The organism is Nocardia sp. JW2, assembly GCF_051843015.1.
In the GTDB taxonomy this organism is placed as follows: Bacteria; Actinomycetota; Actinomycetes; order Mycobacteriales; family Mycobacteriaceae; genus Nocardia; species Nocardia coubleae.
On record NZ_JBPXLK010000004.1, the window covers coordinates 1 to 12,927 of the forward strand.

12 protein-coding genes are annotated in these 12,927 nt (G+C 69.7%); 8 read left to right on the forward strand and 4 right to left on the reverse strand.

Translation table 11 applies throughout. The features are described from left to right. Nucleotides 1–238: 238 nt before the first annotated feature. Entirely contained in the window at nucleotides 239–946 is a 708-nt protein-coding gene (locus tag ACSVDM_RS07605) for a MerR family transcriptional regulator (RefSeq protein ID WP_439263767.1), read from the reverse strand. An 80-nt stretch (nucleotides 947–1,026) separates the two neighbouring features. Here ACSVDM_RS07605 and ACSVDM_RS07610 point away from each other — a divergent pair, with 80 nt between their 5' ends. Then, complete coding sequence (locus ACSVDM_RS07610; RefSeq protein ID WP_439263768.1) at nucleotides 1,027–2,184, forward strand: erythromycin esterase family protein; 1,158 nt, start codon at nucleotides 1,027–1,029, stop codon at nucleotides 2,182–2,184. Nucleotides 2,185–2,250: 66 nt separating this feature from the next. Here ACSVDM_RS07610 and ACSVDM_RS07615 read toward each other — a convergent pair whose 3' ends face one another. Together ACSVDM_RS07615 and ACSVDM_RS07620 are read right to left on the reverse strand one after the other, a co-directional pair. Continuing rightward, nucleotides 2,251–3,630 (reverse strand): metallopeptidase TldD-related protein, encoded by a 1,380-nt coding sequence (locus ACSVDM_RS07615; protein ID WP_439264010.1) that lies wholly within the window; start codon nucleotides 3,628–3,630, stop codon nucleotides 2,251–2,253. Nucleotides 3,631–3,638: 8 nt separating this feature from the next. Next, nucleotides 3,639–5,168 (reverse strand): TldD/PmbA family protein, encoded by a 1,530-nt coding sequence (locus ACSVDM_RS07620; protein WP_357145013.1) that lies wholly within the window; start codon nucleotides 5,166–5,168, stop codon nucleotides 3,639–3,641. 134 nt (nucleotides 5,169–5,302) lie between these two features. Between ACSVDM_RS07620 and ACSVDM_RS07625 the strand changes: the two genes are divergently transcribed. Then, nucleotides 5,303–5,947, forward strand: a complete 645-nt coding sequence (locus tag ACSVDM_RS07625; RefSeq protein ID WP_303745828.1) for a TetR family transcriptional regulator — start codon at nucleotides 5,303–5,305, stop codon at nucleotides 5,945–5,947. On the opposite strand, the gene ACSVDM_RS07630 is transcribed toward ACSVDM_RS07625, so the two are convergent. Further along, nucleotides 5,944–6,711, reverse strand: coding sequence for a TSUP family transporter (locus ACSVDM_RS07630; RefSeq protein ID WP_067492204.1), 768 nt, complete (start codon nucleotides 6,709–6,711; stop codon nucleotides 5,944–5,946). The genes ACSVDM_RS07625 and ACSVDM_RS07630 overlap by 4 nt on opposite strands. 56 nt (nucleotides 6,712–6,767) lie before the next feature. Between ACSVDM_RS07630 and ACSVDM_RS07635 the strand changes: the two genes are divergently transcribed. The 6 genes from ACSVDM_RS07635 to lnt all read left to right on the forward strand — a co-directional run bounded on the left by ACSVDM_RS07635 (nucleotide 6,768) and on the right by lnt (nucleotide 12,897). After that, on the forward strand, nucleotides 6,768–7,934 hold the full coding sequence (locus ACSVDM_RS07635; RefSeq protein WP_439263769.1) for a sensor histidine kinase: 1,167 nt from the start codon (nucleotides 6,768–6,770) through the stop codon (nucleotides 7,932–7,934). A gap of 21 nt (nucleotides 7,935–7,955) precedes the next feature. Then, nucleotides 7,956–8,615, forward strand: a complete 660-nt coding sequence (locus ACSVDM_RS07640; protein ID WP_067635505.1) for a response regulator — start codon at nucleotides 7,956–7,958, stop codon at nucleotides 8,613–8,615. A 73-nt stretch (nucleotides 8,616–8,688) separates the two neighbouring features. Next, on the forward strand, nucleotides 8,689–9,180 hold the full coding sequence (locus tag ACSVDM_RS07645) for an FxsA family protein (RefSeq protein WP_439263770.1): 492 nt from the start codon (nucleotides 8,689–8,691) through the stop codon (nucleotides 9,178–9,180). Nucleotides 9,181–9,222: 42 nt separating this feature from the next. Further along, a complete protein-coding gene (locus ACSVDM_RS07650) occupies nucleotides 9,223–9,426 on the forward strand; it encodes a hypothetical protein (RefSeq protein WP_067492208.1) in 204 nt (67 codons plus the stop codon). A gap of 30 nt (nucleotides 9,427–9,456) precedes the next feature. Further along, nucleotides 9,457–11,040, forward strand: coding sequence for an amidohydrolase (locus ACSVDM_RS07655; RefSeq protein WP_439263771.1), 1,584 nt, complete (start codon nucleotides 9,457–9,459; stop codon nucleotides 11,038–11,040). A 327-nt stretch (nucleotides 11,041–11,367) separates the two neighbouring features. Beyond that, nucleotides 11,368–12,897, forward strand: a complete 1,530-nt coding sequence (gene lnt / locus ACSVDM_RS07660; RefSeq protein WP_439264011.1) for an apolipoprotein N-acyltransferase — start codon at nucleotides 11,368–11,370, stop codon at nucleotides 12,895–12,897. The last annotated feature ends 30 nt before the right edge of the window (nucleotides 12,898–12,927 follow it).

A 12,927-nucleotide genomic window follows, 5' to 3' on the forward strand; every position in this document is an offset into this window, starting at 1 on the left:
CTCGAGCGCTGTTCGCGCGGCCCTCCAGGGGCCGCGCTCGAGCGCGCCAGCGCTCCAATAAACACAGCCCAATACCTTTGTGGTGCACAAAACACCGAGCGGGTTCCGCACGGCTGGGAGTGCGGCAGGTGGCACCACTCGAGCCGCCCCGTAGGGCCGGTCCTGCACTACATGAAAGCTTCGCCTGATACCGACCGACCAGCGCTTGCCGCACCCAAATACGTTCCGCAAGAACCACTTACGCACCGAGCTCGGCTACATAACCACGAAGCACCGCCCCCGCATCCAGCATCGCAAGACCCTGCTCGGTCAGCTTCGCCTGCCAAGCAGTCAGAGCAGCGGTAAGGGCCTCGGTACTCCCCGCGGCACGGATCTGAGCGATAACGGCCGCGATGTGATCGAGACGGTAACCACCACGACGGAGGATCGTCGTCAGATGAGCGTCGCGGCGGTCAGCGGAGGTGTAGAGCCGATAGCCGGTGGCGGAATCGCGGGCAGGGGAGAGGATGCCTGCCGTTTCCCAAGCTCGGAGAGTGGCGGGAGTAAGCCGCAGGTGCGCGGCTAGTTCACCGATGGTGTACGCGGTCTCGGGATTCGATGTGGGGGAGGATGATTCGTTCGTCAGGTGGTCGACCGCGCGACGGATAGCGGTCAGAGTCTCGCGGTCTTCCAATAGACGGGCATGGGCACGGTCGATCTCGCTCAGAGCGGTGTCCAGGTCGTCAGCGTGCAGCGCACGCATGACGCGACTCGCGACAGCGTGCCCGAAGGCCGGAATCAGGGTCAGGTAGGTACGCAAGGCGACGACGTGGAGATCGGTGTAGACGCGGTATCCGGTGGGTGTGCGGTCGGCGGTCGGAAGACACCCGTCCTGCTCGTAGTTGCGCACCGCCTGGGTGGAAATGCCGTGCTCACGGGCAAGATCCGTCGGTCGCAGGTTCCTCACGTTTCGAGACTTTACCTGGCATGTGACTTGCAAAACCGGGTGAGGTTTACACCGTTTCTTCAACGATACGATATACCCACATGAGTCAGAAGATCTGGGACTTCATCCCCTCCACCTGTGAGCTCCTCGCCTTCGGCGAACCCACGCACAAGGAGCCGGGCTTCGCCGCCCTGCGCAACGAACTGTTCGCCGACCTGGTCGAAAGCGGCTTCCGCTCCATCGCCTTGGAAACCTGCCGCACAGCCGCACTCAGCATCGACGACTATGTCCGCCACGGTGTCGGCACCCTCGACGAGGTGATGCGCACCGGCTTCACCCACGGCTTCGGCGCCTTCGACGCCAACCGGGAACTGGTGACCTGGCTGCGCGCCCACAATGCCGAACTGGCACCCGCGGACCGCGTGAGCATCCACGGTTTCGACGGCGCGATGGAAACGATGCACGCACCGAGTCCGCGCCCCTACCTCGAATATGCCTGCGACTACTTGCAACTCGACCTCGGCATCCGCGAGGTGGCAGGCGAGGACGACCGGTGGAACCGCACCGAGGCGATCATGGACCCGACGGTCTCGGTCGGCGCAGGCACCGATGCCGCGCGCCTGCGCGTCATCGCCGACGACCTGCTCGTCCGCCTCCGCGCCCGGGCACCGGAACGAATCGCCACCACCTCGCTCGACGAATGGCGCAGGGCCGCAGTTCATCTCACCACCGGACTCGGCCTGCTGCGCTACCACGCAAGAGCAGCCGACCCTCTCCCCGACGACGATCGCTGGTCGGCCCTGTCCGCCACCCGCGACGCCCTCATGGCCGAGAATCTGCTCGACATCCGCACCGTCGAGAGTTCACGCGGTCCGACCCTGGTGTGCGCCCACAACCTCCACCTGCGCCGCACCTCGAGCATCATGCGAATGGGCCCGATGAACCTCACCTGGTCGGGAGCGGGCGCGATCGTCGCGGCCCTGATGGGGGAGCGCTACCGGGCGATCCTCGGCAGCCTGGGCCGCAGCACCGGCCTGGAACTCGGCGAACCAGACGCCGGTACTTACGAGGGCATTCTCCAGAAGTCGACGTCCGCTTGGGGACTGGTGGCCGCCGGCAACCTAGGTACTGCCGACATCCGCACCGATACGAAACCTGAGCAGGGCTACTTTCCCCTGGACCCCGACACGATCAAGGGAGCAGACGTGATCCTGCACCTGCCCGAGGGAAGCGCCACCAGTCTAGCCAATTGGGGCTAGGCCTGGTCGGTCGCGATTGACCAGTCCCGGGGCGGGGGTGCGGTCGGGCACCGCCGCCCTACGAACTCAGGTCGCCTGGCTCACCGACGACATGTGGAAGTCCGGAATCCGCAAGGGCGGCATAGCCGTTCGGCTGAACCAGTCCTTCCATTCGCGAGGAAGGGTGATCTCGGTCGCGCCTGCCTCCGAGACCCGCCGCAACAGGTCGAGAGGACTCTCGTTGAAGCGGAAGTTGTTCACCGCGCCGGTGACTTTTCCGTCTTCGACGAGGTACACGCCGTCGCGAGTGAGGCCGGTGAGCAGCAGGGTGGCCGGATCGACCTCGCGGATGTACCACAGGCAGGTCAGCAGCAGGCCGCGCTCGGTGCGGGCGATCATGTCGTCCAGGGTGGCGTCGCTGCCGCCGGTGAGCAGCAGGTTCTCGCCGGGAACCGTTGCGTTGGCGCCGAACTCGGCGGCGGTGGCGCGCGGGTAGATCAGCGATTCGATGGTGCCGTCGGAGATCCAGTCGACGCGCCGCGCGGACAGACCGTTGTCGAACACCGACAGCGACTCCGACGAGGAGGGTGTCGCCACGAACGGCCGGTACTCCAGGCCGCTCGCCTTCGGGTCGGAATACAGGGTGAGCGGGAGGTCGGTGAGTCGCTCACCGACACGCGTGCCGCCCGCCCGGGCGAACGCGTTGTGCCCTTCCTTGGCACCGCGACCCTCCATGCTCCACGCCATGTAGATCATCAGATCCGCGACCGCCGAGGGCGGCAACAGGGTTTCGTAGCGGCCCGCGGGCAGGTCGACCCGGTGGGCGGCCCAGTCGAGCCGCCGCGAGAGCTCCGACAGCAGCCCGGGTGTGTCCACATCGACGAAATCGGGTGTCCCGACGCCGACCCAGGCGCTGGCGAGATCGCTGCCCTCCCCGCGCTTTCCATTGATTTCGACCGACCCGGTCGGCTGGGTGAACCGGCGCCGGATACCGGTGGAGGTGCCGAGCCAGGTGGTGTGCACCTGGTGGTGGGCGAAACCGTAGAGCCGGTCGGTGCCGTCGAATCCGGTCGACAGGTCGCGGGCCAGCCCGGCGAACACCTCGATCCCGGTGCTGCCCGGCGCCTGCTCCCAGGTGTCCGCATCGTCCTCGGTCGGCTCGAGCAGCGGCATGGCGTCCTGGGCCGGTTCGGCCGTGCGCGCGGCCTCCTCACCGGCCCGCACCACGGCCGCGATGTCGGCCGGATCGACGCTGGTCGACGCGATCGAGCCCACGCGAGCCGAGTTCGGTCCGTCGCGGAAGATCGAGATCACCGCCCACGACCGCGACACCGACGAACCGTTGGTGGTCATCGAATTACCGGCCCACCGCAGCGACGCCTCGTGCGCGTCGGTGACGAGCACGATCGCCTCGTCGGCCGTCGACGCGGCAAGCGCCCGCTCGACCACCGCGCCCGCCGGGAACACACTCGCGCTCACTGGCCGCCCTCCGTCCGGGTGTTGAGAATATTGACCCCGCGCACCAGCACCGACGGGCAACCGTGACTCACCGCCGCCACCTGACCCGGTTGAGCCTTACCGCAATTGAACGCCCCACCCAGCTGCCATGTGCTCGGCCCGCCGACCGCCTCCATCGACCCCCAGAAATCGGTTGTCGTGGCCTGGTAGGCGACATCACGCACCTGACCGGCCAGTTCCCCGTTGCGGATCCGGAAGAACCGCTGTCCGGTGAACTGGAAGTTGTAGCGCTGCATATCGATCGACCAGGATTTGTCGCCCACGACGTAGAGACCGTCCTCGACCCGCGAGATCAGCTCGGCAGTGCTCGTGTCGTTGTCGGGATCCGGTTGCAGCGACACATTGGCCATCCGCTGGATCGGTACATGGTGCGGCGAATCGGCGTAGGAGCAGCCGTTGGAGCGGTCCAGGCCGAGGCGCGGGGCGAACACGCGGTCGAGTTGATAGCCGACGAGGACACCGTCGCGCACCAGATCCCACCGCTGGCCCGCCACACCCTCGTCGTCGTAGCCGACGGTGGCCAGCCCGTTCACCTGCGTGCGGTCACCCGTGACGTGCATGATCGGTGTGCCGTAGCGCAAGGTACCCAGCTTGTCGGGAGTGGCGAACGATGTACCCGCGTACGCGGATTCGTAGCCGATCGCCCGGTCGTACTCGGTGGCGTGCCCGATGGATTCGTGGATGGTGAGCCACAGGTTGGTCGGGTCGATCACCAGATCGGTCGGCCCGGCCTCGACCGAAGGCGCCTTCACCTTCTCGGCCAGCCAGCCGGGGATCCGCGCGAGTTCGTCTGCCCAGTCCCAGGTTCCGTCGGCGCCGGTGACGTACTCCCACCCGCGACCCGCCGGCGCGGCGAGGGTGCGCATGGTCTCGAACACCCCGGACGCGGCATCGACGGTCACCGCCTCGAGCTCTGGATGCAACCGCACCCGCTGCTGGGTGATCGACGATCCCGCGGTGTCGGCATAGAAGGTCTGTTCCTTGACCTGCAACACCGAGGCGGTGACGTGGTCGACGCCGTCGGCCGAGGACAACCGCCCCGAATAGTCCTGCAGCAGCGCCACTTTGTCGGCCGTCGGCACCGCGAACGGATCGAGATCGTAGGCCGACACCCAGGACACGTCGTCGTAGACCGGTTCGTCGGCCAGCTCCACCCGCTCCCGGTTCAGCGAACGCAGCGCTCGTGCGACGGTCACCGCGCGACGCGCCACCTCGGTGGCAGTGTCGGGGGTGAGGGCGGCATGGGACGCGAAACCCCAGGTGCCGTCGACGATCACACGCACCGCCAACCCGAGTTCGGTGGCATCGGTGACCGCCTCGACCCGGCCGTCACGCAACCGGATCGACTGGGTCACCAACCGCTGCACCCGCAGATCGGCGTGTTCGGCGCCCGCCGCGCGGGCCGCCGACAACGCGGCCTCGGCCAACGCGGCGAGCCCGAGCGCGCGGAACTCTTCGTCCACCTCGTGCGAAGTCGTGGTACTCACCGCGCCTACGCTAGCGGCTCCCACCGACACGTGCCCCACGCCCGCGTGAAAACCGGGCCGTGGCAGCGACAACCATGACGCGCGGGCCCCGATCCTCCCGCCGGGGAACCCGCGGATGCCGTAGGGTGCCCGCCGTGCCGCCATCTGCCCTCCGCGATCGAAAAAGGGAACGAACCCGTCGTGCGATTCTGCTGGCCGCCGTCGAATTGTTCGAGGCAGCAGGCTATGAGGAGACCACCGTCGCCGAGATCGCGGCCGCGGCCGAGGTCGGCACCCGGACCTTCTTCAACTACTTCGCCAGCAAGGAAGAACTGCTCTTCCCCGAACCCGACGACCGCGTGCGCGCGGCGGTCGCAGCCATCGCCACCCGCAGGCCGGGGGAGCGACCCGTCGAGGTGTTGCTGCGTGCCCTTCGCGCGGCGGGCGACAACCCCGGCGAACACCTCGTCGACGACCTGGGCGCCCGCATCGCCGCCCTGCGCGCCCGCGTGTCGCGCACCGTTCCGTCGGTGAGCGGTCGCGCCGCGCATGCCCAGCTCGTCGCCCAGCGCGAGATCGCCAGGCAACTGCACCTGGCGTTTCCCCACGAACTCGACGAGGTCGGCGCCGCCGCCCTGGTCGGCGCCGTGGTCGGGGCGGTCTCGGGCGCGTTGACGGTGCTGTTCCAGCAACCGCAGCACAGCATCGACGACGGTGAACGCCTGCACCGCAAGATCCACGAAACCACCTCGCGGGTCCTGCAACCGTGGCTGGCGGCCCAACCCGACGCGGTGCGCTAGGCGAACTGCTGCCAGCCCAGCCGCACCACCATCACCACGACGACGACCAGCAGCACCACCCGGACGAAGCCCGCGCCCTTGGCCAGCGCCATCCGCGAACCCACAACGGCACCGGCGATATTCGCCACCGCCATGCCCGCGCCGAGCCCCCACAGCACGTGCCCGGTGGCACCGAGATACAGCAGCGCGCCCACGTTCGACCCGCAGTTGACGACCTTGGCCATCGCCGCGGCGCGCACGAACTCGGTGCCGAGCAGGGTGGCGAAGGTGATGATCAGGAAGGTTCCGGTGCCGGGGCCGAGCAAGCCGTCGTAGAGGCCGATCAGGCCCGAGGCGAGCGCGACAACCAGGATCACCTTGCGTCGCGTCGGCGGGTGCGTCGCCATCGTCAACCCGACCTTCGGGCGCAACGTCACGAAGATCGCCACGCCGACGAGCACAACCATCACCATCGGGATGAACAGTTCCCGGTCGATGAGCGACACGGCCGCCGCACCGCACGCGGCGGTGATCGCGGCGATCACCCCACCGGGCACCAGCACCTTCCACTGCATCGGCACCTTGCGCGCGAAGGTCAGTACCGCCGTGGCCGTTCCCGCCAGCGCGGCCATCTTGTTCGTGCCGAGCGCGGTCTGCGGTGCGATGCCGGGGGCCACCAGCAACAGGGTGGGCAGGATGATCAGCCCGCCGCCGCCGACCACCGCGTCGACCCAGCCCGCCGCCGCCGCGGCCACCAGTAGCACCGTCCAGTCTCCGAGTTGCACGCGTCAAGGCAATCAAGATCACGGCCGGAAAGCCAGCGGGCGCCTAGGCTTGGCCGGTGCGCCGGTTCAGTCTGTGGCTTCGTGGACGACCCATCGTCGCCGACTCCCTCCTCGCGGCGATGCTGCTGTGCTTCGACGTCCTCGGCGTGGGCGAGGCCAGGAACAAGGTCGTCTACCTCGCGCTGTCGGTGCTGCTGCCGATGCCGGTGGCCCTGCGGCGGCTGTACCCGCGCGCCATGGCCGCGACCCTGCTCGTGCTGTCGCTGCTGTGCACGTTCACCGCCTACCTGCTGAACGAGAGCACCGCACCGCACGTGGCCCTGATCGGGCTCGGCGTGATGCTCTACACGCTGGTGGCCTATGTCGGACGCCGTGACGGGCTGATCTACGTGGGCTTCCTCGCCCTCGACCTGGGTCTGTCGGTGCTGCTGGTGCGCGAGCCCAAGGGTGGCGACCTGATCCTCGTCGGCGCCATCTACGCGCTGTGCTGGACGCTGGCGGAGTTCAACGGCGCCCGGCACGCCTACGACGCCGAGGTCGCCGCCCGGCTGGCCGTCGCCGACTACGACAAGGAACGCCGCGCCCACGAGGCCGTCGCCGCCGAACGCACCCGCATCGCCCGCGAACTCCACGACGTGGTCGCGCATGCGGTGAGCGTCATCATCGTGCAGGCCGACGGCGCGAAATACGCCCTGCGCACCGACCCGGACGCCGCCGAACGCGCGCTGTCGACGATCGCGGGCACCGGCCGCGACGCCCTGCGCGAACTGCGCCGCACCGTCGCCCTGTTGCGCACCGAACACGCACCCGAACTGCTGCCCCAGCACGGCAGCGCGGGCATCGCGCAACTGGCGCAGATGATGCGCGAGGCGGGCCTGGCCGTCGACCTCGAGCTCACCGGCGAACTCGACGACATCGCACCCGAGGTGAGCCTCGGCGTGCACCGCATCGTGCAGGAGTCGCTCACCAACACCCTCCGGCACGCCGGTGCGAGCGCCAAGGCCGTGGTGCGGGTGCAGCGCGGCGCCGAGGAGATCCTGGTCGAGATCACCGACAGCGGCGGAGTTCCCGTGCGGGAGAGCGCGATTCATGGTGGCGGTATGGGCCTGGTCGGCATGCGTGAACGCGTCGCCGTACTCGGCGGCACCCTGCACGCGGGCAAGCTGCCCGACGGGCGCTGGCAGGTGAGCGCCCGCCTCCCGCTGCGCGCCGAAACCGACTGAACCGGCCGCTAGGGTGAGGGAATGCCGATCAGTGTGCTCGTGGTGGACGATCAGGAACTCATGCGGATGGGCCTGAAAATGGTCCTCGGCGCCCACCCCGACATCGAGGTCGTCGGCGAAGCGGCCAACGGCGAGGAAGCCGTGCGCCGCGCCGGGGAGCTGCGCCCCGACGTCGTGCTGATGGACGTGCGCATGCCGGTGGTCGACGGCGTCACCGCCACCGGCCGCATCGTCGCCACCGGTGACGGCGTGCGCGTGCTCGTGATGACCACCTTCGACCTCGACGAACACGCCCTCGGCGCGCTGCGCGCGGGGGCGAGCGGATTCCTGCTCAAGGACACTCCGCCGGAAGATCTCGTCTCGGCGATCCGCAGCGTCGCCGCCGGTGACGCCGTGGTGTCACCCAAAGTGACCAAACGCCTGCTCGACCGCCTCGTCGCCGATGACCCGGCCGGGCTGCGCGACCCCTCGGTGCTCGACGTGCTCACCGTCCGCGAACGCGAGGTGCTCGAGCAGATCGCCGCCGGGCAGAGCAACGCCGAGATCGCCGCCGCTCTGTTCCTGTCCGAAGCCACCGTGAAGACACACGTGGGCCGGGTGCTCACCAAACTCGGGCTGCGCGACCGGGTGCAGGCGGTGGTGCTGGCGTACGAGACCGGGTTGGTGCGGCCCGGCGGATGAGTGATCCGCCACGGGCCGGGAGAAAAAACGCGTGCTCGTGCGTTGAACGGGTAGATCGTCCGAAAGGATCACCATGACCGCCCTGCTGTTCGTGCTCTACCTCGTCGTCGAGATCGCCGCCCTCGTCGCTCTCGCCCAGGTGATCGGCGTCGGCTGGGCGCTGCTGGTGCTCGTCGCGGTGTCCGGCGTGGGACTGGCCTTGCTCGCCAAGCAGGGGCGGCGGGTGTTCGACCGGTTCCGCCGGGCCTCGCGCGGTGAGGTGAGCGCGGAGAGCGCGGTCGCCGACGGACTGCTCGTCGCGACGGGATCGGTACTGCTGTTCGTGCCGGGCCTCGTCACCGGTGTGCTCGGCTTGCTCGCCCTGTTCCCGCCCACCCGCGCGCTGCTGCGGCCGGTGCTCGAGAAGCTCGGTACCAGGCGCTTCGGCCCGCTGCCCTCGTTCGCGCCCGCGCCCTACCGTGGCGTGGTCGTCGATGCCGGCGGCGACGTGGTCGACGGTGACGTCGTCGGCCAGTGGTATGACGACGGGCACACTCGTGGACCGCGTGCGCTCGGTTCCGCCTGAACCGCCGACACTCATACCGGCCGACGGTCTACAGTGACCCGCATGGCCACCGAGCAGATCACCGTCACGGTGAGCGAGGAACTGGCCGACGCGGTACGCCGAGCGAGTACCGCTGCCGGACAGTCGATGTCGGACTTCACCACCGCCGCGTGGCGGTTGGAACTGATCGCCGCCCGAGCGGGCGGACACACACCGGCGGGACTCGGCGACGCCGACGTGTGCGCCGTGCTGTCCCTGCCGACCTGACGATCCGCCGATACGGCAGACTGGGGCACCGTGAGTACCCAGTTGCTGATCGGCGGTCGTTTCTACAGTTCCAGCTCCCCGGACGCGACCGCGATGGCGGTCACCGACGGCACCGTGGTGTGGCTCGGCGCCGAAGCGCCCGGGCGTGCCATGCATCCCGACGCGGAGATCATCGACCTCGACGGCGCGTTCGTCGCGCCCGCGTTCGTCGACCCGCACGTCCACGTCACCGCCCTCGGACTGCGACTCACCGGGCTGGATCTGCGCGGCGCGCGCTCGCTGGCCGACCTCCTGGACGCGGTGCGCGCCCACGCCGCGCGGCAGCCCGACGGGGTGATCATCGGCGACGGCTGGGACGACACCACCTGGCCTGAGCAGCGGCCGCCGACGGTCGCCGAACTCGACGAGGCCGCCGGGCCTGGCAGGCTTGTCTACCTCGCGCGCATCGACGCGCACTCGGCGGTCGCGTCGTCGGCGCTGCTCGATGCCGCCGGTGAGTCCGGCGACCGTGGCGAACCGCTGCGCGCCGACGCCCACCACCGGGTACGTGCCGTCGCCTTGGCCGGACTGTCTCGCGCCCAACGGGATTCGGCCCGCACCGCCGCCCTCGACAGCGCCGCCGCGCACGGCATCGTGGCCGTGCACGAATGCGCCGGACCCGACATCTCCAGCCGTGACGACGTGCGCGAACTGCTCGCCTTCGACCACGGCGTGCAGGTGCGCGCCTACTGGGGCCAGGCCGTGCGCGGCGCGGACGAGGCGCGCACGCTGCTCGCCGAACTCGGCGTGCACGGACTCGGCGGCGACCTGTTCGTCGACGGGTCGCTCGGTTCACACACCGCACTGCTGCGCGAACCGTACGCCGACGCCGCCGGCTGCGGGAAGAACATCCTCGACGCCGATGCCGTCACCGACCACCTGCGCGCCTGCACCGAAGCCGGGATCCAGGCCGGGTTCCACGCCATCGGCGACGCGGCCATGGACCTCGTGGTCGACGGATTCGCCCGGGTGGCAAGCGAACTCGGCGGCCCCGCCGTCGCCGCGCGCGGGCACCGGGTCGAGCACGCCGAGATGACCGACGCCGCCGCGATCGAACAGCTCGCCCGGCTCGGAGTGATCCTGTCGGTGCAACCGGGCTTCGACGCCGCCTGGGGTGGAACCGACGGCATGTACGCCACCCGCCTGGGCGCCGAGCGCGCCGCGGGGCTCAATCCGTTCGCCGCGATGGCGGCCGCCGGGATCTCACTGGCCATCGGCTCCGACGCCCCCGTGACGACCCTGAATCCCTGGGAACAGATCCGCGCCGCGGTCCACCACCGCACCTCCGGCCACGGACTGTCACCGCGCGCCGCCTTCGCCGCCGCCACCCGTGGCGCCTGGCGCGCGGGCGGTGTCCGCGACGGGATGGCGGGCACCCTCGTCCCCGGTGCCCCCGCGTCGTACGCGGTCTGGGACGCGGGCGATCTCGTCGTCGCCGCCGCTGCCGACACCGTCCAGCGCTGGTCGACCGACCCGCGCTCACGCGTTCCCGGCCTGCCCGCCCTCGACCCGGACGCGCCCCTGCCGACCTGCCTGCGCACCGTGCACAACGGCACGACCATCTACGCGGCCTGAGCCGACCCGCCACGAATCACGGAGCGCGACACCATGATCGACCCCGCCACCGGCGACCGGCCCCTACCCACCCAGCCATCGGGACAGACCGAGGGACCTGCGTATCCCGGCGACGAGGGGCGCGACAGTCCGCCCGCGCCGGAGGCGGGCCCTGTCGACGACCGCTCCGCTGAGCGGGGAAGGTCGACGGAACGACCTGCAGCCGGAACGAGCGCCACTCACGGACCTGACTCCACGTCGCCGTCGGAGTGGAGCGCGGGGCGGGAAGGCGATGCCGGTTCCGATCACGCGGTGGGGACGGCGACGGCTGGGGCCGTGTTCTGGCGGATGGCCGTGGCGGTGCTCGGCGGGTTGTTGCTGTTCGCCAGCTTTCCGCCGCGGCCGCTGTGGTTTCTCGCGCCCTTCGCCGTCGCGCTGCTGACGCTCGCGGTCTACGGGACGAACAGGGTGCGGGCCGCGTTCGGGTACGGGATGCTCGGCGGGTTGGCGTTCTTCCTGCCGTTGCTGCCGTGGACCGGGATCTACGTGGGGCCCGTGCCGTGGCTGGCGTTGTCGACGGCGTGCGCGGTGTTCTTCGGGCTCTGGGGCGTGCTCGCGCGGTGGCTCGGCGGACTCCGCGGATGGCCCGTGTGGCTGGCGCTGGCGTGGACGGCGACCGAATGGGCGCGCTCGAACGTTCCCTTCGGTGGATTCCCGTGGGGCAGAATCGCTTTCGGTCAGGCCGATGGTTGGTACCTGCCCCTGGCGGCCTACGGCGGCGCCCCGCTGATCGGCTTCGCGGTGGCCCTCACCGGCACCGCGCTCGCAGCCCTCGTGCTGCGGGTGCGCGCCGGACAGCGCACTGTCGACAAGGCCATCGCGCTGACCGGTCTCGCCGTGATCGTCGCGCCGCTGGCCGGGCTCGCGCTGCGCCCCACCCTGCCCGCCCCCGACGACGGCCTGCGCACGGTGACGGTCGCCGCCATCCAGGGCAGCGTGCCGCGACTCGGCCTCGACTTCAACGCCCAGCGCCGCGCCGTGCTCGACAACCACGTCCGGCGCACCGAGGAACTGGCCGACAGCGTCGCACGCGGTCTGGAGCGCAAACCCGACATCGTGATCTGGCCCGAGAACTCCTCCGATATCGACCCGCTGCGCAATGCCGACGCCGCCGCCGTCATCACCCGCGCCTCGGAACGCATCGGTGCACCGATCCTCGTCGGCGCGGTTCTGGTGAACGGCGACCGGACCACCACGAACTCGGTGATCGTCTGGAACGGTGCCGCCGGGCCGGGGGAGCGCCACGACAAGAAAATCATCCAGCCGTTCGGTGAATACCTGCCGATGCGAAGTTTCTTCCGTTTGTTCTCTTCCTATGCCGATCGCGCGGGCTATTTCGTACCCGGCCACGGCGACGGCACCGTCACTGCCGCGAATGTCCGAATCGGCGTCGCGACATGTTATGAGGTCGCCTTCGACCGGGCATTCCGGGAATCCCTTGCCGCGGGCGCGCAATTGCTGACCGTCCCGACCAACAACGCCACCTTCGGCGAGAGCGAAATGACGTATCAGCAATTGGCGATGTCGCGGGTGCGCGCGGTCGAACACGGGCGGGCGCTCGTGGTCGCGGCAACCACCGGGGTCAGTGGGATCATCACCGCCGACGGCACTCTCACGCAGCACTCCGACCAAGTCGTCCCCGCGGCGCTGGTCGCCCAGTTACCATTGCGCGACACGGCGACGATCGCGACCAGGATCGGTGCGGCGCCCGAAGTGGCGTCCGTTATCCTGACCGCGATCGGCGCGGGACTGCTCTTGACCCGCCGCCACCGAGCGAACCAGACGCAGGTTATGCGCAGCTCGGGAAATTCTGAATAAGCGGTTTGTTTCAGCCCGGGGGAAGCGGCA

Excerpts from the sequence above, each read along its gene's own strand:
- ACSVDM_RS07650 (WP_067492208.1), top strand. The coding sequence starts at position 9,223 with ATGGCCACCGAGCAGATCACCGTCACGGTGAGCGAGGAACTGGCCGAC.
- ACSVDM_RS07610 (WP_439263768.1), top strand. The coding sequence starts at position 1,027 with ATGAGTCAGAAGATCTGGGACTTCATCCCCTCCACCTGTGAGCTCCTC.
- ACSVDM_RS07640 (WP_067635505.1), top strand. The coding sequence starts at position 7,956 with ATGCCGATCAGTGTGCTCGTGGTGGACGATCAGGAACTCATGCGGATG.
- ACSVDM_RS07645 (WP_439263770.1), top strand. The coding sequence starts at position 8,689 with ATGACCGCCCTGCTGTTCGTGCTCTACCTCGTCGTCGAGATCGCCGCC.
- lnt (WP_439264011.1), top strand. The coding sequence starts at position 11,368 with ATGGCCGTGGCGGTGCTCGGCGGGTTGTTGCTGTTCGCCAGCTTTCCG.